Source organism: Paraburkholderia elongata (assembly GCF_013177735.1).
GTDB lineage: Bacteria > Pseudomonadota > Gammaproteobacteria > Burkholderiales > Burkholderiaceae > Paraburkholderia > Paraburkholderia elongata.
The window spans coordinates 86032-107291 of record NZ_WOEZ01000086.1 but is presented as its reverse complement, the minus strand read 5'-3'; the positions used below and the strand labels follow the sequence as shown (position 1 = coordinate 107291).

General features: G+C 62.0%; 18 protein-coding genes and 1 pseudogene. 14 read left to right on the top strand and 5 right to left on the bottom strand.

Features of this window, described 5'->3' with window-relative positions; all coding sequences use genetic code 11:
• Positions 1-158: 158 nt before the first annotated feature.
• Both GNZ13_RS16800 and tkt read left to right on the top strand, forming a co-directional pair.
• Entirely contained in the window at positions 159-1244 is a 1086-nt protein-coding gene (locus GNZ13_RS16800; protein ID WP_236002031.1) for a porin, read from the top strand.
• A gap of 229 nt (positions 1245-1473) precedes the next feature.
• Positions 1474-3558 carry a transketolase gene (gene tkt, locus GNZ13_RS16795; RefSeq protein ID WP_172166334.1) on the top strand — a complete coding sequence of 695 codons (2085 nt, stop codon included), beginning with the start codon at positions 1474-1476 and terminating at the stop codon, positions 3556-3558.
• Between the two features lie 101 nt (positions 3559-3659).
• Here the strand turns inward: tkt and GNZ13_RS16790 are convergent, their stop codons facing one another.
• Positions 3660-5981, bottom strand: coding sequence for a hybrid sensor histidine kinase/response regulator (locus tag GNZ13_RS16790; protein ID WP_172166332.1), 2322 nt, complete (start codon positions 5979-5981; stop codon positions 3660-3662).
• A gap of 615 nt (positions 5982-6596) precedes the next feature.
• Between GNZ13_RS16790 and GNZ13_RS16780 the strand changes: the two genes are divergently transcribed.
• Positions 6597-7055 (top strand): response regulator, encoded by a 459-nt coding sequence (locus GNZ13_RS16780; RefSeq protein WP_172166329.1) that lies wholly within the window; start codon positions 6597-6599, stop codon positions 7053-7055.
• A 450-nt stretch (positions 7056-7505) separates the two neighbouring features.
• The gene (locus GNZ13_RS16775; RefSeq protein WP_172166389.1) at positions 7506-9659 is read left to right on the top strand and encodes a hybrid sensor histidine kinase/response regulator; all 2154 of its coding nucleotides are present in this window, start codon (positions 7506-7508) and stop codon (positions 9657-9659) included.
• A gap of 71 nt (positions 9660-9730) precedes the next feature.
• Here GNZ13_RS16775 and GNZ13_RS16770 read toward each other — a convergent pair whose 3' ends face one another.
• Together GNZ13_RS16770 and GNZ13_RS16765 are read right to left on the bottom strand one after the other, a co-directional pair.
• Positions 9731-10750, bottom strand: coding sequence for a class I fructose-bisphosphate aldolase (locus GNZ13_RS16770; protein ID WP_172166326.1), 1020 nt, complete (start codon positions 10748-10750; stop codon positions 9731-9733).
• 43 nt (positions 10751-10793) lie between these two features.
• Positions 10794-11114: a thioredoxin family protein gene (locus GNZ13_RS16765; RefSeq protein ID WP_172166323.1), complete on the bottom strand. Its 321-nt coding sequence runs from the start codon at positions 11112-11114 to the stop codon at positions 10794-10796.
• Between the two features lie 224 nt (positions 11115-11338).
• Here GNZ13_RS16765 and GNZ13_RS16760 point away from each other — a divergent pair, with 224 nt between their 5' ends.
• The 4 genes from GNZ13_RS16760 to GNZ13_RS16745 all read left to right on the top strand — a co-directional run bounded on the left by GNZ13_RS16760 (position 11339) and on the right by GNZ13_RS16745 (position 15029).
• Entirely contained in the window at positions 11339-11656 is a 318-nt protein-coding gene (locus tag GNZ13_RS16760) for a DUF2628 domain-containing protein (protein WP_172166320.1), read from the top strand.
• Between the two features lie 172 nt (positions 11657-11828).
• Positions 11829-13148, top strand: coding sequence for a sugar efflux transporter (locus GNZ13_RS16755; RefSeq protein ID WP_172166317.1), 1320 nt, complete (start codon positions 11829-11831; stop codon positions 13146-13148).
• A 12-nt stretch (positions 13149-13160) separates the two neighbouring features.
• Complete coding sequence (gnd, locus tag GNZ13_RS16750) at positions 13161-14297, top strand: phosphogluconate dehydrogenase (NAD(+)-dependent, decarboxylating) (RefSeq protein WP_328807239.1); 1137 nt, start codon at positions 13161-13163, stop codon at positions 14295-14297.
• Positions 14298-14312: 15 nt separating this feature from the next.
• Positions 14313-15029: an HAD family hydrolase gene (locus GNZ13_RS16745; protein ID WP_172166314.1), complete on the top strand. Its 717-nt coding sequence runs from the start codon at positions 14313-14315 to the stop codon at positions 15027-15029.
• A 33-nt stretch (positions 15030-15062) separates the two neighbouring features.
• On the opposite strand, the gene GNZ13_RS53490 is transcribed toward GNZ13_RS16745, so the two are convergent.
• Complete coding sequence (locus GNZ13_RS53490) at positions 15063-15188, bottom strand: hypothetical protein (RefSeq protein ID WP_268959161.1); 126 nt, start codon at positions 15186-15188, stop codon at positions 15063-15065.
• A gap of 322 nt (positions 15189-15510) precedes the next feature.
• Between GNZ13_RS53490 and GNZ13_RS53485 the strand changes: the two genes are divergently transcribed.
• The 4 genes from GNZ13_RS53485 (at position 15511) to GNZ13_RS16730 (ending at position 19821) form a co-directional block, all read left to right on the top strand.
• The gene (locus GNZ13_RS53485; protein ID WP_268959160.1) at positions 15511-15633 is read left to right on the top strand and encodes a hypothetical protein; all 123 of its coding nucleotides are present in this window, start codon (positions 15511-15513) and stop codon (positions 15631-15633) included.
• Positions 15634-15664: 31 nt separating this feature from the next.
• Positions 15665-15871, top strand: coding sequence for a hypothetical protein (locus tag GNZ13_RS16740; protein ID WP_172166140.1), 207 nt, complete (start codon positions 15665-15667; stop codon positions 15869-15871).
• A 356-nt stretch (positions 15872-16227) separates the two neighbouring features.
• Entirely contained in the window at positions 16228-18621 is a 2394-nt protein-coding gene (locus tag GNZ13_RS16735) for a phosphoketolase family protein (protein ID WP_172166311.1), read from the top strand.
• 12 nt (positions 18622-18633) lie between these two features.
• Positions 18634-19821: an acetate/propionate family kinase gene (locus GNZ13_RS16730; RefSeq protein WP_172166308.1), complete on the top strand. Its 1188-nt coding sequence runs from the start codon at positions 18634-18636 to the stop codon at positions 19819-19821.
• Here the strand turns inward: GNZ13_RS16730 and GNZ13_RS16725 are convergent.
• Positions 19818-20084, bottom strand: coding sequence for a BON domain-containing protein (locus GNZ13_RS16725; RefSeq protein WP_172166305.1), 267 nt, complete (start codon positions 20082-20084; stop codon positions 19818-19820). The genes GNZ13_RS16730 and GNZ13_RS16725 overlap by 4 nt on opposite strands.
• 251 nt (positions 20085-20335) lie before the next feature.
• Between GNZ13_RS16725 and GNZ13_RS16720 the strand changes: the two genes are divergently transcribed.
• Both GNZ13_RS16720 and GNZ13_RS16715 read left to right on the top strand, forming a co-directional pair.
• Entirely contained in the window at positions 20336-20794 is a 459-nt protein-coding gene (locus GNZ13_RS16720) for a hypothetical protein (RefSeq protein ID WP_172166302.1), read from the top strand.
• Between the two features lie 203 nt (positions 20795-20997).
• A pseudogene (locus tag GNZ13_RS16715) lies at positions 20998-21232 on the top strand (acetate kinase); the annotation flags it as partial.
• Between the last annotated feature and the right edge of the window lie 28 nt (positions 21233-21260).

Here is a 21260-nt window from a genome sequence, read left to right as displayed (position 1 = left end):
ATCTTATCGTGAGTACCTTTCGATCTTCCCGGACAGGGGTTTCGTTTGGTGGCAGGGTGTAACGCGGTGAGTAGTTTTGAGTCATCGGCAGTCGGCTTTGCCCATCGTCTCGACAGAAGAAACTCAAGGCAAAAACAATGAGACTACATGCAAAATTAATGGCTGCTCTCGCGGTGGCAAGTCCTCTGGCATATGGTCAAACCAGCGTGACGTTATATGGCCGTCTCGACGGCGGCGTGGAATATCTGAATCACATCAACAATGGCACGGGCGGCAGTTCGAGCCGTTGGAGTGCTGAAGGCGGCGATTGGGGCACCAGCATGCTGGGCCTGAAAGGCAATGAAGATCTGGGCGGCGGGCTGAATGCGATCTTCAACCTGGAAACCGGTCTGCAAGTCATGAACGGCACCACCAGTGGTGGACGGTTGTGGTCGCGGCGTGCGTTCGTTGGCCTCAAGAGCGACCAGTGGGGCACGCTGCAGGCCGGGCGCAATCTGTTTATCGATAGCGACGGGGTGTGGGAATTCGACCCGTTCGTGCAGCAGGCATTTTCGTCGGCATCGCTCGTGCGCGGGCGCAACTGGCAGCAGACTAGCAACAACGTCGAGTATCACAGCCCGGTGTTGTGGGGCTTCGACGTACAGGCTCAATACGCCTTCGGTAATCAGCCGGGCGCGTTCAACAGCGGCGCGACGGGCGAGTTCGGCCGCTCCGACGGCATCATGCTCACGTATCACTCGCCGCTCTTCGACGTGCGTGGCATCTACGACGAACTGCGCGACAGCAACGGCCGCTTCAGCAACATCTTCCAGAGCTCGCGCGAATATTTCGTCGGCGCGAATGTGCATTTCGACGCGGTGAAGATCCAGGGCGCGTATACGCATTACGCGGCGCCGGATTCGCCGGCGGGCGTAGCCGACAGCGCCGATCACTACTGGCTCGGCGCCACGTACAACCTCCAGCCGCGCTGGGCCGTGACGGCGGGCGGTTACTACATCAAGGTCGGCGACGGCAGCAGCGATGCCGCGCACGACCCGTCCGGTCACGCGATGATGTACGTGCTGGGCACCACCTACAACCTCTCGAAGCGCACCTTCGTGTACGGCACGGTGGGCTACGTGCACAACGGCAGCAACTCGAATTTCTCGCTTGAAGCGTCGCCGCGCGATGCCACCACTAACACGAGTCCACTCGCGGGCGAATCGCAAACCGGCGCGTATGTCGGGATGCTGCACCAGTTTTAACGCCGCGATCAAAACCGCAAGCCGCTTGAAAGGACTGTCTCCGATCATCGGTACAACGTGGCACCGGATGTAAAGCACCGTGCAGTTTTGCGCGCATCGGCGCATCATCGATGAGCCTTGCGGTCCTCATGCGTTCTTTCCACGTTCTTCCACGCGAACACGGTTCGCCGGCCACGCCCATACAGGGCGTTCCGGCGACGTTCCCAACCGCCGAACAAGGAGTGTCCCCATGCAAAACGATCCTGCCCTCGATCAGCTGTGCATCAACACGATTCGCACGCTATCGATGGACGCGGTGCAAAAGGCCAATTCCGGTCACCCCGGCACGCCGATGGCACTCGCGCCGGTTGCCTATCATCTGTGGCAAAACCACCTTCGCTATGATCCGGACGAGCCGCTGTGGCCGAACCGCGACCGCTTCGTGCTCTCGGTGGGGCATGCGTCGATGCTGCTGTACTCGCTGCTGCATCTGGCGAACGTGAAGGCCGTGGACGACCATGGCAAGCTGACCGGTGCGCCCGCCGTCTCGCTCGACGACATCGAACATTTTCGCCAGATCGGCAGCAACACGCCGGGCCACCCCGAATTCCGCCTGACCACCGGCGTGGAAACGACCACCGGGCCGCTCGGCCAGGGGCTGGGCAATAGCGTTGGCATGGCGATGGCGGGGCGCTGGCACGAAAGTCACTTCAACAAGCCGGACGCGCCGCTGTTCGATTACCGCGTCTACGCGCTATGCGGCGACGGCGACATGATGGAAGGCATCTCGCACGAAGCGGCGTCGCTCGCCGGGCATCTGAAGCTGTCGAATCTGATCTGGATCTACGACAGTAACCGCGTGACGATTGAAGGCCACACGGATCTGGCGTATAGCGACGATGTGGAAAGCCGCTTTCGCGGTTACAACTGGCACACCTTGCGTGTGAACGACGCGAACGACGCCGCGGCGCTCGAAGCCGCGTTGGTCGAAGCGAAAAGCATCTCGGACAGGCCGACGCTGATCGTGGTGCACAGCATCATCGGCTGGGGCGCGCCGCATAAGCAGGACACGTCCTCCGCGCATGGCGAAGCGCTCGGTGTCGAAGAGGTGGCGCTGACCAAGAAGTTCTATGGCTGGCCCGAGGACAAGTTCTTCTATGTCCCGGACGGCGTGCACGAACGCTTCGCGCAGGGCATCGGCGCGCGCGGCAAGGCCGCGCGCGAGGAATGGCAGGCGAAGTACGACGCGTACAAGAAGCAATACCCGGACCTGTCACGCGAATTCGCGCAGATGGAAGCGCATGAATTGCCGGCGGGCTGGGACAGCGACATCCCCACGTTCGATGCCGACCCGAAGGGCCTCGCCTCGCGCGACTCGTCGGGCAAGGTGCTCAATGCGATTGCCGCGCGCGTGCCCTGGATGATTGGCGGTGCGGCCGATCTCGCACCGTCCACCAAGACCAATCTGAAATTCGAAGGCGCGGGCAGCTTCGAACACGACAACTATGGCGGCTGCAACCTGCACTTCGGGATTCGCGAGCACGGCATGGGCGCCGCGGTGAATGGCCTCGCGTTGTCGAATATGCGGCCGTTCGGTTCGACCTTCCTGATTTTCAGCGACTACATGAAGCCGCCGATTCGCCTTTCCGCGATCATGGAAGTGCCGTCCATCTTCGTGTTCACGCACGATTCGATCGGCGTCGGCGAGGATGGTCCCACCCATCAGCCGATCGAGCAACTGGCGTCGCTGCGCGGCGTGCCGGGGCTGACCTTGCTGCGCCCGGGCGACGCGAACGAAGTCGCCGAGGCCTGGCGTGTAGCGATGTCGGATCCGCGGCGCCCGTCGTGCATTGTCGTGTCGCGTCAGGCGTTGCCGACCTTGGACCGCACTCGCTATGCGTCGGCCAAGGGCGTGCAGAAGGGCGCTTATGTGCTCGCCGATGCGCCCGACGGGCAGGAGCCCGAGGTGATTTTGCTTGCCACAGGCAGCGAACTGTCGCTCTGTGTCGATGCCTACGAAAAGCTCAAGAGCGAAGGGATCGCGGCGCGGGTGGTGTCGATGCCATCATGGGACATCTTCGAGCGCCAGGACGACGCGTATCGGGATTCCGTACTGCCACCCGATGTGGATGCGCGCGTCGCGGTCGAACAGGCGGCAACGCTCGGTTGGGATCGCTATGTCGGGCGGCTCGGTGCGCAGGTGGTGATGCATACGTTCGGCGCGTCCGCGCCGTTCGCCGACCTGAAGAAGAAGTTTGGCTTCACGGCCGAGCACGTGTACGACGCGGCGAAGCAGCAGATTGCGCGGGTGAAGGGGAAGAGCGGCCAGGGGTAGGGTATGTTTGCAGACGTTCGCGCAGCTCTCACGGCTGTGCGACCGTCTGCGCTGCTTCGATCCCAACCCTGCCGAAGGTGCTGCCGTGAGTTTTAACCGCGTTATCGGCTCAATACCCGCTGCAATTCTCGCGGGTCGACCGGCTTGGTGAAATGATGGTCGAAGCCGGCCGCTTCAGCGGTCTGCTTGTCCTGCCGTTGGCCCCAACCGGTGACGGCGATCAGCAAAATGCCGGTGTCCTGATGATCGCGGCGAATGCGCCGCGCCACTTCATAGCCGTTCAGGCTCGGCAAGCCGATATCGAGAATCACCGCCTGCGGCGCAAATTCGCCGATCACTTGCAGCCCGGCGATGCCGTCGCCGGCCGTGCGTACCTCGTGGCCTTCGAGTTCCAACACCATGGCGAGGCTATCGGCGGCATCTGCATTGTCGTCGACGATCACCACGCGCAAGCCCGCCGAGCGCGGCACCTCGGACGGCGCACTATTCGACGGCTCCGGGATCGCTTTCGATAGCGGCAGACGGATCACGAACTCGCTGCCGGTGCCCGGACCGCTGCTGAACGCGGCGACCGTGCCGCCGTGAAGTTCGGCGAGGCCGCGCACGAGCGCGAGTCCGATGCCAAGGCCGCCTTGCGAGCGCTCCAGCGCCGGGGCAAGTTGCGAGAACATTTCGAACACGCTGTCCAGATGCTCGCGCGGAATGCCGATGCCTGAATCGCGCACGACGATCACGGCTTCATCGCCCTCGCGCGCCGCGGCGAGCGAGATGTTGCCGCCAGGCGGCGTGTACTTGGCGGCGTTGTTCAGCAGGTTCAGGATCATCTGCGACAGGCGCGTGGGATCGGCGTCGAGGTAGAGCGCCTCGCGCGGCAACGTCACGCTCAGATGATGCGCCGACGCCTGCACGGTGGGCCGCGCCGCTTCCATCGCGGCCTGCATCGCGCGAGCGAGTTCGAGCCGCTGCTTGCGCAATTCGAGCTTGCCCTGCGTGATGCGCGACACTTCCAGCAGGTCGTCGACCAGATGGGTCATGTGTTGCAATTGCCGGTCGAACACGTCGCGAGACCAGCTCAGTTGCGGGTCGGCGAAGTCTTTGAGACGCAGGATTTCGAGCACATTGCGCATCGGCGCGAGCGGATTGCGCAACTCATGCGCGAGCGTGGCGAGAAATTCGTCCTTGCGGCGATCGGCCTTTGAGAGTTCCAGATTCAGCCGCTGCAATTGCTGTTCGGCACGCCTGCGCCCGGTGATATCGCGGCTCACGCTGACCGCGCCGTAGACGTCGCCGCGCGCGTTCGCCAACGGTTTGACCACCGTTTCACAAACTCCGTGTGTGCCGTCGCGCCGCACGAAAGTCAGTTCACTGCGCCACGTGCCGTTGGCGGCAAGGGCGGCGAGCGCTTCCCGGCGGATGCGCAGGGCGTCTTCCGGCGGATGAAACATCGCGATCGGCTTGCCGAGAATGTCGCGCCTGCGATAACCCAGCATGCGCTCGCCGCCGGCGTTGAAATCGGTGATGTTGCCTCGCAGATCGGTGATAACGATCGCGTCGCTCAGGTGTTCGAAAATTGCCGCCTGGCGCAGCAGCACAGTTTGCGCGTCCTTGCGTTCGGTGATGTCGATGCCGAGGCCGTAGATCGTCAGCGGCTCGCCGTGGTGGTCGTAGGTGGCACGGCCGCGGCCTTCCATCCAGCACCAGTCGCCGCTTGCATGCAGGAAGCGGAATTCGGCGACGTAGTCGCCGCCGCCTGCGACTGCATGGTCGACCGCCTCGTTGAGCGCGATCAGGTCGCCGGGATGAACCAGTTCGAAAAAGCCTCCGGGCATTTTCGCAAAACGTCCCTCGGCATAGCCCGCGAGCGCCTCCAGTTCGCGGCTCCACCAGAATTTGCCTGAGTTCGGCTCGTGCGACCACGCACCCATGCGTGCCCCGCGCATGGCGAGACTCAGCACGTCACGGCTTTCCTGCAACTCTTTCTGCGCGAGTTGATGCGCGGCGACCGAGGCTTCCGCGTTGCGTCGCGCAAGCAACAACTGCTGCTCGTACTTGTGACGATCCGGGACGATCAGCACCGCCACTTCGAGGTAGCTGCTTTCGCCGTGACTGCGGCTCACCGCGTTGAGCAGCATCGGCACCATGTGGCCGTCCCGATGCATCATGTTCAGTTTGACCTCGGCCACCGAACCCTGCATGTGCAGCAACGGCGTCCAGTGCGTCTGATAGAACACCTTGCCGCCGGCAGTCAGCAGATCCTGAATGTGCAACGCCCCGGCGAGTTCCGGCGCGCTGTAGCCGAGCCAGCCGCAGAAGGTGGTGTTTACGCGCAGGATCCAGCCGTCAGGGGTGGTCACGAGCAGGCCGCAGGCGGCGTGCTCGAACAAGGCATCGGAGGACGGCAACGAACGGTGCGTGCTCTGCATCGTCTTACAGGCCGAGCGGTTCGAAGTAGCGCCACATGTTCTGGTCGCAGAAGCCATGCGCCAGCACCATGGGCCGCTTGCCGCTACCGAAAATCTTTATGTTGTTGCGTTTGCTGAAGCTCATCGTCGAGTCCTGTGGCCTGTCGGGATCAGCGGCGAATACGCCAGGCCCGGCATCGATGGGGAATGTTACCGCAGGACAGATTTCGCGTTCGCATTCAACTGACGTTTGGGTGTTTTCCCCAGCTCGCGCGATTATATTCGGCCGTATACAACGGACTGATGATGCCGAGGTGAACACGAAGTTATGCGCAATGCACGCAGCACGGGCGGCATGCATGACGGAAGTGCGTTTCGTCCATATTTCAACGCAATATCGCGCACTTGCGCACGATGTATGGGGATGAGTCAAGACGGCATAAATCAGGAAGCGGCCGTGCGCCCAGTGAGCTATGGTGATGAGGTAGCGCGTGCGTGGCAGCGGATCGGGGCGGCGTGGCGAAAACCGAAGCGAATGCCAGGCGAGCGATAAGCGCTCGCCGCGCGGTGGGTGCGAATCTTGCGCGCATATTCATCGGTGCCCAAAACGGCACCAATAAAAGCAGGGAGACCAGGGTGACGTTCGATAACACAATCGACGAGAACGATGACGTCGTGGTTTGGCGGCCTATTCAGTATGCGATGGCATCAAACCGTCGCGTGCTTGTGGTCGACGATTACCAGGAAGCGGCCGAAGCTTTGCAGATGCTCCTGAATGCCGACGGTTTTGAGTGCCGCGCGCTGCTAGATCCGTTTGCCGTTTGCGATATGGCCTGTGCGTGGCAGCCGTTTGCCGTTCTGCTCGACATCAAGATGCCCGGCCTCGATGGCCTCGAGCTGGCTCGTCGCCTGCGAGCCAACCCGTTGACTTCGGACATGCTGCTGGTGGCTTGTACGGCTTTTGCTTCGCGCGAAGATCGGGCGCGTGCCAGGGCAGCGGGTTTCGACGCGCATTGTGCCAAACCCCTGACACCGGAGCGCCTCTTGCGCTTGCTCGAGTCGGCCGCCGCGCTGCATGCAATCGGGCCGCCGTAAAAATGGCGTAACGGTTGAAGAAGAATGCTTAGTGACGCTTTCTCGTAGTTTTAGCAGTTCGATGCAAATAATCGATACACACCGTTCGCTGTGGTGTGCCCTTAAGCAAAAACCCTTAGCACAAAGCGCGTTATCGGCGGCGTATGGTCACAAAACGCGTCATGCCCGATGCGTCAATCACACCGCGATGTCCTCGCCGGTTAATCGCTTGACCGGCTAGCCGGCTCAACGGACGCTCTCCTGGCCCGCGTCATTCCTGCCTCCATTCATGTCCATGCCGAACACGTCACGCGCAGTGCTTGCACGTTCCGCGGCAACGTGAAGAGGCACCCTATGGAGAACGGCGGAAGTGCTGTAAATTCCGGGGAAAGGAAATAGCGCACGAACAACGTGAGGCGCGTTGTGCACTGCCACCCCGACCTGTACTCATCTTTCATGGAGATCGTGACCGTGCAACGTGCGGAGCGTGTCGCAGTCGATTTCCCCATGCCATCGCGTAATTTCGCGGCGACGCGGCGCATGCTTCTGATCGTGCTCGCCGTTTCGATTGTGTTTCCGCTGGCCTGCCTCGCGGGTTACGGGTATTTCGATTACCAGCGCCGGATTGCCGATTCGAACGACATGATCGACCGGCTCGCGCGCGTGACCGAGGAACAGGCCGTCAAGGTGCTGGACCTTAACCAGCAGATGGCCTCGCGCATCGTCGACCTGCTCGGTAATGACAACGACGCGCAGATTCGCGCGCAGGAAGCCGGATTGCACGACCGTCTGCGGCAAATCGGCGGCGACTTTCCGCAGGTTGCGTCGATTTACCTGCTCGGCGCGAACGGCGATTTGCTGGTGTCGAGCCGCGCCTATCCGGCGCCGGCCATGTCGACGAGTCAACGCGAAGACTTCACTGCCGCCAAGGCGATGCGGCCGCGGCCGTATTTCTCCCGGGCCATGTTCGGGCCACTGTCGCAGACCAATGTGTTCAACACTTCGACCGGACGCTCAGGCGAGAACGGACAATTCCTCGGTGTGGTGTCCGTGGCGCTGCGCACCGAGTACTTTTCGCGCTTCTACAGTGATCTGACGAATGGCGATACCTCGCTCTCGCTGGGGCTGTACCGCCAGGACGGCAGTCTGCTGGTGCGTTATCCGGCGTGGCCGACCAGCGCGAGGCCCACCCAGCAGAGCGCATTCACCGCGGCAATGCGCGACAAGCAGCTCTTCGGCCATATCCGTCTGACTTCCACGGTCGACGGCGTGGAACGGTTGCTGGCGTTTCGCCGCGTCGGCGACTATCCGCTTTATGTAATAAGCGCGTATGCGACTGCCTCGATCGGCGCTGCGTGGCGCCAGCACTTCATGGCGATCGCGGCGATCACGGCCGTGCCTTGCGTCGCGATCTGGCTACTGGTGTTTTTCTCGCTGCGCCAGCTCGCCGGCGAGCGCCGCGCGTGGGAGCGCTGGCAAGGCGAAGTGGCCATGCGTCTTTCCGCGGAGGCGTCGAGCCGGCAATTACAGCGCATGGGCGCGCTCGGCAATCTCGTCGCCAATGTCGCGCACGACTTCAACAATCTTCTGATGGTGGTATCGGCTAACACCGAACTGGCGCGTTTGAAGCGCTACAACAATCTGGAAAAAGAGGTGCAAGCCGTTGAGCGCGCCACGGCCTCGGCGGAATCGCTAACGCGGCAGCTCCTGAGCGTGGCGAAGAAGCAGCCGCTCAAGCAGGAACCGGTCAACCTCGCCACATGGCTGCCGAGCGCCGCACCGCTAATCGACGCGGCGCTCGGCGACAACATCGAAATGGCCTTGAACATGGTCGAGAACGTCTGGCAGGTGCTGGCCGATTCGACTGACCTCGAATTCGCGATCATGAATCTGGCGCTCAACGCGCGCGATGCGATGCCGCGCGGCGGCCGCTTCGTGATCCGTTGCCAGAACAACCGTCTGGCGGGCAGCGACACCTTGCTGCCCGATGGCGAATACGTGCTGATCGCCTGCTCCGACGACGGCGAAGGGATGTCCGAAGGCGTCGCCCGTCGCGCGTTCGAGCCGCTGTTCACCACCAAGGTGCGCGGCTCGGGCACCGGCCTCGGCCTCGCTCAGGTTCTCGCGATGTGCGAACAGGCAGGCGGCATGGCCAAAATCGACAGCGTGCAGGGCAGCGGCACGACGGTCAGACTTTATTTGCCGCGCTATCGCGAGCGGCAAAAGCCGTCGGCGCCGGACGTAGCAACAATCCAACAAGGGGCGCCGACTTCAAAGGGCGCCGTACTGCTGGTGGAAGACAACGAAGACGTGGCGGCAGGCGTTGCTGCCGTGCTGGAAACCTTCGGCTGCGAAGTTCGCCACGAGCCGACCGCCGACCAGGCGCTCGACGTGCTGACCGGCGGCGCGAAGTTCGAACTCGTGCTGTCCGACATCCAGATGCCGGGCAGGCTCAACGGCATCGACCTCGCGGAGAAGGTACGCAACGCGTGGCCCGCGCAGAAGATCGCGCTGATGACGGGCTACGCCGACGAACTCGAACGGGCGCGCCGGCTCGGTGTAGCGATACTCGCCAAACCCTTCAATATCGACGAGCTGCACGCACTGGTGGTTTGCGAGCCGTAAGGCCACCTCGGCAAGCCGGTTTCGTTGCAGGCACTGCTCGACAGGATTGCGCGGGCCGCTCGCCATAGAGCCTAGCTCTTTTCCTGCGCTGCGTCGTACTTGCCGAGTGCCGCCGCGCCGTTCAGACGGGCGCGCTTGAGCAACGCCTCCTGGGCTTCCTTGACGTTGCTCGCCTGACCCTTCCATGCTTGCAGCGGCGGTTCCTGCAAGGCACGCCCATACGAGAAGCTCAGATTCCACGGCAGCGGCCCGAGGCGATTCATTGCGTCGAGATTGGCCGTTGCCTCTTCCGGCGTTTGCCCGCCGGACAGGAACACGATCCCCGGCACCGCCGACGGCACCGTGCGCTTGAGTATCCGCACGGTGTGCGACGCGATATCCGAAGTCGATGATTGCTGCGCATGTTCAGCGCCCGCCAGCACCATGCTAGGCTTCAGCAGAATATGTTCGAGCACCACGCGATGCCGGTGCAGCGCATTAAACACCTCGTGCAACACGGCCTCGGTCACTTCCGCGCAGCGTCCAATGGTGTGATCGCCGTCCATCAGCACTTCCGGTTCGACGATCGGCACAATGCCCGCTTCCTGCGAGATCGCCGCGTAGCGCGCGAGGGAGTCGGCATTCGCTTCGATGGCGAGGCGGCTCGGCAAGCTCGCCGTGATGTTGTAGACCGCGCGCCATTTCGCGAAGCGCGCGCCTTGCCGCTTGTAGTCGACGAAACGCTTGGCGAGCCCGTCGAGACCTTCGGTGATTTCGTCACCAGGGGCGAGCGCAAGCGGAATCTTGCCGAGGTCCACTTTGATGCCGGGCACGATGCCGTTTCGGGCGGCGAGTTGCGGGAAAGGCGTGCCGTCGTCCGCTTTCTGCCCGAGTGTTTCTTCGTAAAGGATCACGCCGCTCACGAATGCGCCGAGGCCCGGTGTGGTGAGCAGCAGGTTGCGGTAGGCGCGGCGGTTTTCCTCGCTGGATTCGAGGCCGATCGTCTTGAAGCGTTTGGCGATGGTCGGGCCGCTTTCGTCGGCGGCGAGAAGACCTTTGCCGGGTTGGGCCATCGCATTGACGGTGGCTTGCAGCTCGCTACGGGTGTCCATGAGGTGTGCTCCCTTTAATCCGGTTTGCGGATGAAGTCTTGCATCAGAGCGAAGCGAAAGCCTCGGCTATGTCCGTGGCGTCGGTCGGACGCACGATACGTGCGACTTCGGCGCCATCGCGCATGAAGACCAGCGTGGGCCAGAGTTTGATCTTGAAAGAGCGGCCAAGCGGGCGGCCTGGGCCGTCTTCGACTTTGAGGTGCCGGATGCCGGCATGGGGTTCGAGGGCTTTAGCAATCGACACTTGCGCGCCCTGACAGAAGCCGCACCAGTTCGTGCCGAATTCTATGACCGTGGTGCCGGGCAGGGCGTCGACCTCGGCTCGAGAGGGGGCGTGGGCGGAATAGGGTGTTTGGGTTGCCATAGATGCTCCGGTGTTTTTTACCTTCGCAGACAGCGGTTTACGCTTGGCGCGCGCCCTGCTGCGCGTGGATCAGATAAAGAGTATCAGCTATGGCGGGGATCGTCAGCGAGGGCTACCAGCGGGTGCGTCGTCGCGCAAATTTCACACAAACTCATATTCTTGCCAGCGTGACATGTTAAACGTCATGATTCGCTCTAGAGGCATCATCGCGTTCAGGAAAGGAAATGGCAGAAAGGATCTACCTTCAGCGCCCCGGCAAGGACGACACGGTTGCGGTTGCCACGGGCTTCAGTTGGGGCGCGTTGTTGTTGGGCTTCATCTGGGCTATGTCGAAGCGAATGTGGTTTGCCACGTTCATCATGTTGGCGGTCAACACGTTGCTGTTTTTCACGGGCTTGTGGGGGGAAACGGCCGGCACGATCGGACTGGTGCTGTCCGTGCTGTTCGGCATTGCCTGTGGCGTCTATGGCAACCAGTGGCACCGTTGGACGCTCGAAAAGCGCGGATACGTCGTCATGCAGCCGGCAGGCGAGGGCAAATAGTCTCGTCTATACCGTCAGTTCGTCCGTAACGGCGCGCAACACAAATTTGGGATGCAGGGACGCAGGTTTACGTTCCTGCAAGCCAGGCCGATAATGCCCCGGTTGTTCCGGCCACGAAGTCTGCGGCGCGCTTCGCGCGTCGCCGGCTCGCTTTCCCTGACTCCCCGCCCCCGTGTTGAAAACCTCCCGTTTTTTCGACCTGCTGCGCATCCCTGGCTTCAAGCCGCTGGCCGCCGCCACCCTCATGCTCGGTGTGGCGATGTCGTTCACCGCTCCGTATCTGTCGCTGTTCGGCGTTGAACGCGCCGGCATGACGCCGCTCAAGCTCGGCATCTTCATGACGCTGATCGCCGCCAGCGGGGTGCTCGCCAGCACCCTCGCCGGCAGGTGGAGCGATGCGAGCGGACGGCACCGGCCATTATTGCTGGCGGCATTGGTGGCCGCCGCACTGGGCTATCTATGTTTATGCGTGGTGCGTGACTACCGGCTGTTGCTGGCAGTCGGCATTGTCTTTATCGGCGCGGGTGGCTCGGCGATCTCAATGGTGTTCTCGTTCAGCCGCGCGGCGCTGCCGGTGCCGGACCCTGCCGAGCGCGCGTTCGCCAGTGCGACCTTGCGGACGATCCTCTCGGCGGCGTGGGTGTTCGGTCCGTCGGTGGGCGCGCTGGTGCTCGCCGGTGCGGGCTTCTATGGGCTCTTCCTGTTCGCGGCGGCGAGTTTCGCGGCCTGCGCGACCATCGTCTGGCGCATGCAGGAGCCGCAAGGTCATCTGGGTGATCACACGGTGGAAGACACCGCCTCGGAGCCGTCAGCCTCGATCACCGTGCCGCCGCTGACCGCGCCCGGCGAAGAGGCGCACGAGGACCTGCCGGGCGTCGCTTCACCGAACGACATTCGCCGTGCCGTGGCCGCGCTCACCTTGCTCGGTCTCGCCGCGAACGCCACCATGATCGTGCTGCCGCTTTACATCGTGCACGGCCTGAACGGCACGCATCTGGACGTGTCGATCATGCTCGGCCTCGGCGCCTTGACGGAGATCCCGATGATGCTCGCGCTCGGCGCGAAGTCGTCGACGCTGCACAAGCCCAACTGGCTGGCCGCCTGCGCGGCAGTTCACGCCGCGTATTTCATCGCGATGTCGCTGGCGGGGAGTGTTCACGTGCTGATCCCGATGCAGATGCTCAATGCATTTGTAGTCGCGGTGACCTCGTGCCTCGGCATGACCTACGTGCAGGATCTGATGCCGCGATCGCCGGGCCGCGCGACCGCACTGTTCTTCAATGCGGCGCGGGTCGGCTCGATTCTCTCCGGCGTGTTGTCGGGTTTGCTGGTGCAGGCGTTCAGTTATCGCGGCACGTTCCTGTTCTGCGGTTTGCTGGCGCTTTGCGCGCTGGTGCTGTTCGCCGTGCCGGGTTACCGCTATCCGCAGATGTGGCGCGCGGTGCAGCGTTGTGTAAGAAGACAGTTAGCTAAATCGAAAGCCGCGTCTTGACTACGGCTCGCACTGACGCACGTCTGGAACTTTAGGCTGCGCAAAATCTCTGCAAAGAAGCGTATCGTCACCAGATCGAAGCGCGCAACGAGACACTTTCCGGAGCGAGATATGCAGCTAGGCATGATTGGATTGGGACGCATGGGCGCGGACATGGTGCGCCGCCTGACGAAGGGCGGTCAGCAATGCATCGCTTACGACGTGCAACCGGCGGCGGTGGACAAGCTGAAGCAGGAGGGCATCGCGGGTGCAGCATCGCTCGAAGACCTCGTCGCGCAACTGCAAAAACCGCGCGCGGTGTGGCTGATGGTGCCCGCAGCGGTGGTCGACAAGACGCTCGAGAACCTCGTGCCCTTGCTGGAACCCGGCGACATCGTGATCGACGGCGGCAACTCCTATTACCACGACGACATTCGCCGCAGCGCCGATCTGGCCAAGCGTCAGCTTCACTATGTGGACGTCGGCACGAGCGGCGGCGTCGCGGGCCGCGAGCGCGGCTACTGTCTGATGATCGGCGGCGAGCCTGAGGTCGTGAAGCGGCTCGAACCAATTTTCTCGACGCTTGCGCCGGGTGCGGGCGCGGCGCCTGCCACGCCGGGCCGCACAGCCGGCGCAAGCACGGCCGATCGGGGGTTCCTGCATTGTGGCCCGCAGGGCGCGGGGCACTTTGTGAAGATGGTTCACAACGGCATCGAATACGGAATGATGGCCGCGTATGCCGAAGGCCTGAACATTCTGCGCCACGCCGACGCCGGCAAACACGCGCGCGAAGCCGACGCCGAAACGTCGCCGCTACGCCGTCCCGAGCTTTACCAGTACGAGCTGAATCTCGCCGAGGTCACCGAGGTATGGCGGCGCGGCAGCGTGATCGGTTCGTGGCTACTGGACCTGATAGCAGGATCGCTCGTCAGCGACGCCGATCTGCAAAGCTACGCAGGACGCGTATCGGATTCGGGCGAAGGGCGCTGGACCGTGGCGGCAGCGATCGACGAGGGCGTGCCGACGCCGGTGCTGAGCGCGGCGCTATTCGCGCGTTTCAGCTCGCGGGGCGACGCGGATTTTGCAAACCGGGTGTTGTCGGCCATGCGGCACGATTTCGGCGGTCACGTCGAGAAAGCGGCAACGCCGGCCGATGGGCACAAGAGCTAATTAACGGGAGCCGTAATGGAAGCCGCTAACCAAGCCGCTAATACCGCGCCTCACAACGTCGTGTTTCTGTTCGATTGCGATAACACGTTGCTGGACAACGATCATGTGCTGGCGGATTTACGCGCGCACATGATGCGGGAGTTCGGCGAGCAGAACAGCGCGCGGTACTGGGAAATTTTTGAAGACTTGCGCGCGGAGCTTGGCTACGCCGATTACCTTGGGGCGTTGCAGCGCTATCGGCAGGAACACCCTCGGGACACGCACCTGTTGTTGATGTCGTCGTTTCTGATCGATTATCCGTTTGCGAACCGGCTGTATCCGGGGGCGTTGGATGCGATCAAACACGTGTCGAAGCATGGCCCCGCCGTGATTTTGTCCGACGGCGACGTGGTGTTCCAGCCGCGCAAGATCGCCCGCTCGGGCTTATGGGAAGAGGTCGAGGGACGGGTTTTGATCTACATCCATAAGGAGCAGATGCTCGATCAGGTGATGGAGTGTTATCCGGCCCGGCAGTACGTGATGGTGGATGACAAGTTGCGGATTTTGACGGCCATGAAGAAGGCCTGGGGGGAGAGGCTGACTACGGTTTTTCCTCGCCAGGGGCATTACGCTTTCGATCCCAAAGAGATCTCCAGCAATCCGCCCGCCGATGTGACGATTGAGATGATTGGGGAGCTGGCTGATATCGACGTCAATCTGCTTCTGAGCGGCGGGACGGCAGGGGGCGCTTAGGTCTTCTGCCTTTCGGCGCCCGCCAACGGCGCGCTAGGCCGGGCCCAGCAGTTTGACCAGCAAGCCGAACACGCCCACCAGCACGGCGACGCCGGCGCACAACAGCGCGAGCGAGAGAACAAGAATCAGGGGCGCTTTGAAGCGGCTGGGTGTCGACATGATGGCCGTTCAGATAATGGGCGAGCAATAAAGGACGCGCCAGATGCGGTCCGCCGTCGCGCATTTAGCATGAAGAGCTTAATCGCCGACACTTAATGCTCACTTAAAGTCTAGCGCAAGACAGGCAGCCTCTGGCGCGCCAGAGGCCCAACATCCCAACATTTCAACCGCGTACAGACACGGCGCCCAATTGAGCGCATGATCCTTGCTTGGCGTGCGTCGTAATCAGGTCTGCTCAAAATCAGCCGCGCGCTCAATTGGATACCCACTTTTACGTCGCAGGCGATCAAGCGCCGTGCGGCGGGCGGGCCAAGGAAAAATCATGACATCCGCAATCTGGGGCATCGTGGCCGGCATGGCGCTGATGGTCGGCGCTTCGATGTACCTGCGTCAGCTGCGTCTCCTACATCGCCCGGACCGGCGCTGGACAGGAAAAAAACACTAATTCGCTCCACATCCTCGAAAAGGGAGGCACCATGTCACTAACACCTTCTCCGCGGCGCTCGCCGTCGCCGTTGCGTCAAGCCGATTCGCCCGCCGCCGTGCGCGACCGGCGCACCGAACTCGGCCGCGCCGATGAAGCGCGCGCCGAACAACGCGAACGCGACGACGCGCGCAACGACCCCAATGCCAGCAAATGGCGCTACCAGCCACCACAACGGAACGAGAAAGAGCCGGCGTAGAGCCCTTCAACTGAACACCAACGAACGGGCGCTAGCCAACGTTCGGGCCGGCAATCGGATCGGCCACTCCACACTCCACACTTCCCGCGCATACACGAAAGCGACGCACGCGCGTCGCAAGATCAAGCTTTGGACGATCGCGTCGAACCATGATGCGCGCTTCCTGTCACACGCCTGACGATAGCCGGCCCGATTCCCGAAAGCCTTGAGCAGCGGACCTTTGTCGCTACGCCTTCGTTATGTCATGCGCATGACAAGGCGGCCGACATTGCTGGTTTTTCTCCATCGGCCGCGTCACGAACAACCGCTGCAGCACCCGCTAACCTGCCTGACAGTCCTTTCCAAGGAGTGACGCCATGGCCGAAGCAACCTCCCATCCGACCCCGCCGAAAACATTAGAACCCGATACGTTGCGCAAGATGGACCGCTACTGGCGCGCCTGCAACTACCTCTCGGCCGGCATGATCTACCTGCGCGACAACCCGCTGTTGCGCGAACCGCTCAAACCCGAACACATCAAGAACCGCCTGTTGGGCCATTGGGGCTCGGACCCTGGGCAGAGCTTCCTGCTGGTGCATTTGAACCGGCTAATCAGGAAGCTCGATCTGAACGTGATCTATATCGCCGGCCCGGGCCACGGCGCGCCTGCCACGCTGGCGCACTGCTACCTCGAGGGCCATTACTCGGAAATCTATCCTGACCGCAGCGAGGACGAAGCCGGCATGCGGCGCTTCTTCCGGCAGTTCTCGTTTCCCGGGGGCATCGGTTCGCATTGCACACCCGAAACGCCGGGCTCGATTCACGAAGGCGGCGAACTAGGCTATAGCCTGTCGCACGGCTACGGCGCCGCGTTCGACAACCCCGACCTGATCGTCGCGGTGATGATCGGCGACGGCGAGGCGGAAACCGGCCCACTCGCCACCTCATGGCATTCGAACAAATTCCTCAACCCGATTCGCGATGGCGCGGTGCTGCCGGTTCTGCATCTGAACGGCTACAAGATCGCCAATCCGACGATCCTCGCGCGAATTCCTCGTGAGGAACTCGAAGCCTTGCTGACCGGCTACGGCCACAAGCCGTATTTCGTCGAAGGTGACGATCCGGACACCATGCATCAACAGATGGCCGCGACGCTCGAACAATGCGTCGGCGAAATCCGCGCGATCCAGCAGCATGCACGCGAGACCAATGACGCAACGCGCCCGCGCTGGCCGATGATCGTGCTGCGCTCGCCGAAAGGCTGGACCGGGCCGAAGGAAGTCGACGGGCATCAAGTGGAGGGCTCGTGGCGCGCGCACCAGGTGCCGGTGCTCGATCCGGTCACCAATAGCGAGAGCCTGAAGCTCGTCGAGAGCTGGCTGCGCAGTTATGAACCGGAGTCGCTATTCGACGAAGCAGGGCGTCTAGTCGAAGAACTGCGCGAACTCGCCCCTGAAGGCACGCGCCGCATCAGCGCCAATCCGCACGCGAATGGCGGCTTGCTCTGCAAAACGCTCGACCTGCCAGCGTTCCGCGACTACGCGGTGGCGGTGAAAAAGCCCGGCGGCTCGTACACGTCGCCCACCGAGGTGCTCGGCACGTTTCTGCGCGACGTGATGCGCAACAACATGACGAACTTCCGCGTATTCGGCCCCGACGAAACCGCCAGCAACAAGCTGACGGCCATCTACGAGGTCTCGGAGAAAACCTGGCTGGCCGAAACGATGGCAAGCGACGCCGACGGCGGCGAACTCGCGGTGGACGGTCGCGTGATGGAGATGCTGAGCGAGCACACGCTCGAAGGCTGGTTCGAAGGTTACGTGCTGACCGGCCGGCATGGGCTATTCGCCACCTATGAAGCGTTCGTCCACGTGATCGATTCGATGTTCAACCAGCACGCCAAGTGGCTGGAGAAAGCAAAGCGCGATCTCGGCTGGCGGCAACCGGTGCCGTCGATCAACCTGCTGATCACTTCGCTGGTATGGCGCCAGGATCACAACGGCTTCACGCACCAGGACCCGGGTTTTCTCGATGTCGTTACCAACAAAAGCCCGGACGTCGTGCGTATTTACTTGCCGCCCGATGCGAATTGTCTGTTGAGCGTCGCCGATCATTGCTTGCGTTCGCGCGATTACGTCAATGTGATCGTCGCCGACAAGCAGCCGCATCTGCAGTACCTCGACATGGAATCGGCGGTTACGCATTGCACCAAGGGCATCGGTATCTGGGATTGGGCGTCGACCGATCAAGGGGTTGAGCCGGACGTGGTGATGGCCTGCGCGGGCGACATCGCGACAATGGAAGCGCTCGCCGCCGTGCAGATCCTGAAGGAGCGTTTTCCCGAGTTGAAGATCCGTTTCGTCAACGTGGTCGATCTGTTCCGCCTGATGCCTGAGCATGCGCATCCGCACGGCCTGTCCAGCCGCGATTTCGATTCGCTGTTCACGACCAGCAAGCCGGTGATTTTCAACTTTCATTCGTATGCGTCGCTGGTGCATAAGCTGACGTACAACCGCACCAATCACGACAACCTGCACGTGCACGGCTATCACGAGAAAGGCAACATCAACACGCCGCTCGAGCTGGCGATCATCAACCAGGTCGACCGTTTCTCGCTGGCGATCGACGTGATCGATCGCGTGCCGGCTCTGCGTGGCGTCGGCGACCATACGAAGGAATGGCTGCGTGACCAGATTATCGAGCATCTTGCTTATGCGCATGCCGAGGGCATCGATAAGGAAGAGATCCGCAACTGGACGTGGAAAGGCTGAGCGGAGCGTGCCATGGAGACTCATGAGAAGACCGGCGACCCGACGCAGGCACCGACGATTCTGGTGCTGAACAGCGGTTCGTCGTCGCTGAAGTTCGGCCTCTTTACGTACTCCGCGTACTCCGCGGACTCCGGCGGTGACGAAGCATTGCTGCTGGAAGGCAGCGCCGATGGTATTGGGCGGGGCGACGGCAGCTTGCGCATCAAGTCGCCCGACGGCCGCGTGCTTGTGCAACAGGAACATGTGCTGGAGTCGCAGACCGACGCGTTGCAGATGCTCGCGCGCGTACTCGCGGAGCAGAAGCACGAGCGGCCTGCGGCGGTTGGGCATCGCGTGGTGCATGGCGGGCCGCATCTGCGGACGCATCAGCGATTGACGCCTGAAGTCCGGCAGAGTTTGCAGAACGCCGTGCACTTTGCGCCTTTGCATATTCCGCCGGCCCTGGCATTGATCGACGAGGCGTCAGAGATATTCAGCGACGCGCAGCATTTCGCCTGCTTCGATACGGCGTTTCATTCTGCGCTGCCGCCACGCGCGGCGCAGCTTGCGTTGCCGCGCCGCTATGTGGATGCGGGCGTGATTCGCTACGGTTTTCATGGACTGTCGTATGAATCGCTGGTGACGCGGCTTGGCGCCGATTTGCCACCGCGAGCGGTGTTTGCGCATCTGGGTAACGGGTCGAGCTTATGTGCCTTGCAGGACGGCAAATCCGTCGATACATCGATGGGCCTGACGCCGACCGGTGGCGTGCCGATGGGCACGCGCAGCGGCGATCTCGACCCGGGCGTGCTGCTGTATCTGATGCGCGTGGAGAAACTCGATGCCGACGCGCTGGAGACGCTGCTGAATCGCCAGAGCGGCCTGGCCGGTTACGCCGATGGCGAGAGCGACATGCAGGCGCTGGAGAAGCGCGCCGCGGCGGGCGATGCGAATGCGTCGCTGGCGCTGGATGCGTTTGCTACTGCTGTGCGCAAGACGATTGGCGCTTATGCGGCGTTGCTGGGTGGGATCGATTTGCTGGTGTTCACGGGTGGCATCGGCGAACACAGTGAGGAGATTCGCAGGCGAGTGTGCGAGGGGCTCGCGTTTTTGGGGCTATCCAAGGGCGATCCGGCGGGGAAGGTGAGGGTGATTCATACCGAGGAGGAAAAGCAGATTGCGAGGCATTGCCGGGCGCTGTTGCACGCGGAAGCGGGCTAGGGCAATTTCGCTTTGATGATGGCGAGATCGGAGACGCCGGTAACACCGAACAGGCGGGAGACGTCTTCGAGTGCCGCGGCTCGTTGCTGGTCGAGTTGAAGTACGCCGAGCAGGGTGATACGTCCGTGAGAGACTTTGACGTGCAGGGCGTTTGGGGGCACGGCGGCATCCCAGGCCAGGCGCCTCGTCGCTTCTGCGCCGATCTGTTCATCGGTGAGGCGCGTGCTTGCGTTGCCGCGCGCGGCGGAGCGGGATCTAGTCATGGAGATTCCCTCTAGAGTGGACAGCAATTGGACAACACTAGCAGATGTAGCGGGTTTTGCCTTTGGGGACGCTTCGCCGGTTACCTGTCAAATCAAGTTCAGGCTAATACCTGGGAGAACGGTCGAATCGAGCACGACGTGGCGGCGTAGTGCATAGGTCAATCACAAACTAATACAAGATGCTGCACGGGGTATATTCACGCTCTCGGACACAGCTATGTTCATCAACGCAGTTACCGCACGATCTGCCCATGACCTACCATGCCACTACCGTCACGCTTCAAAACATCGGCGGGATAGTCGCCGAGAAAGACAAATATGGCAGGAGAACAATCAGAACAGCCTTTAACGTCACGGTTGCAGGCAAACGTCAGTACGCTGTACAAATGCGCGGCGCGCCTCGACTTGAAAACGGCATGGTCGTGACGGCGGTACTGCGCGATACGGATAACTGGCAAACACTCGTGGGATGGTTAAACCACGCTACGGGCGAGATTTGCGGCGTCGATTCACCCGAGATTTCCTTCTGGTGGTTTGTGGCGGGTATCCTGATGTCAGCCCTGCTTTACCTTAAATGGATAAACGAAGCTCACAGCGGCGACGCCAGTACGCGCGTCGTAGTTTGGATTATCGCGGTCGTAGCGATGAACGCCTGGACGCTATTCTCCTGGCGGAGGTCGGCGAAGGTCTACAGGTTGCTGAAACCCTAAATGTCTGGGTAATTTCAAAGTCACGGGGATGACTGTAGCGAAAATCTCTGCTGTCACCTACCGCGCAATGCGGTAGGTGACAGCAGAAGAGAAAGACCGCTTATTCGTCATTCATCTACGCCACTGCAGACCGTCTGCCGGTAGTATTCGCTTCGATCCAATCTTTCACCGCCTTTCGCCGCAATATTAACAGCGCGCTGCTGACCGACGGCGTGCCGGTGGGCACGCGCAGCGGCGACCTTGACCCGGGCGTGCTGCTGTATCTGATGCGTGTGGAGAAGCATCGATACTGATGCACCGGAGACGCAGTTGATAAAACGCGCGGCGGAGGGGGATGCGAATGAATCGCTGGCGCTGGATAAGTTTGCTACTGCTGTGCGCAAGACAATTGGCGCTTACGCGGCGCTCCTGGGCGGGATTGATTTGCTGGTGTTCACGAGGGATCGGCGAATCGGTCCGGGCTGAT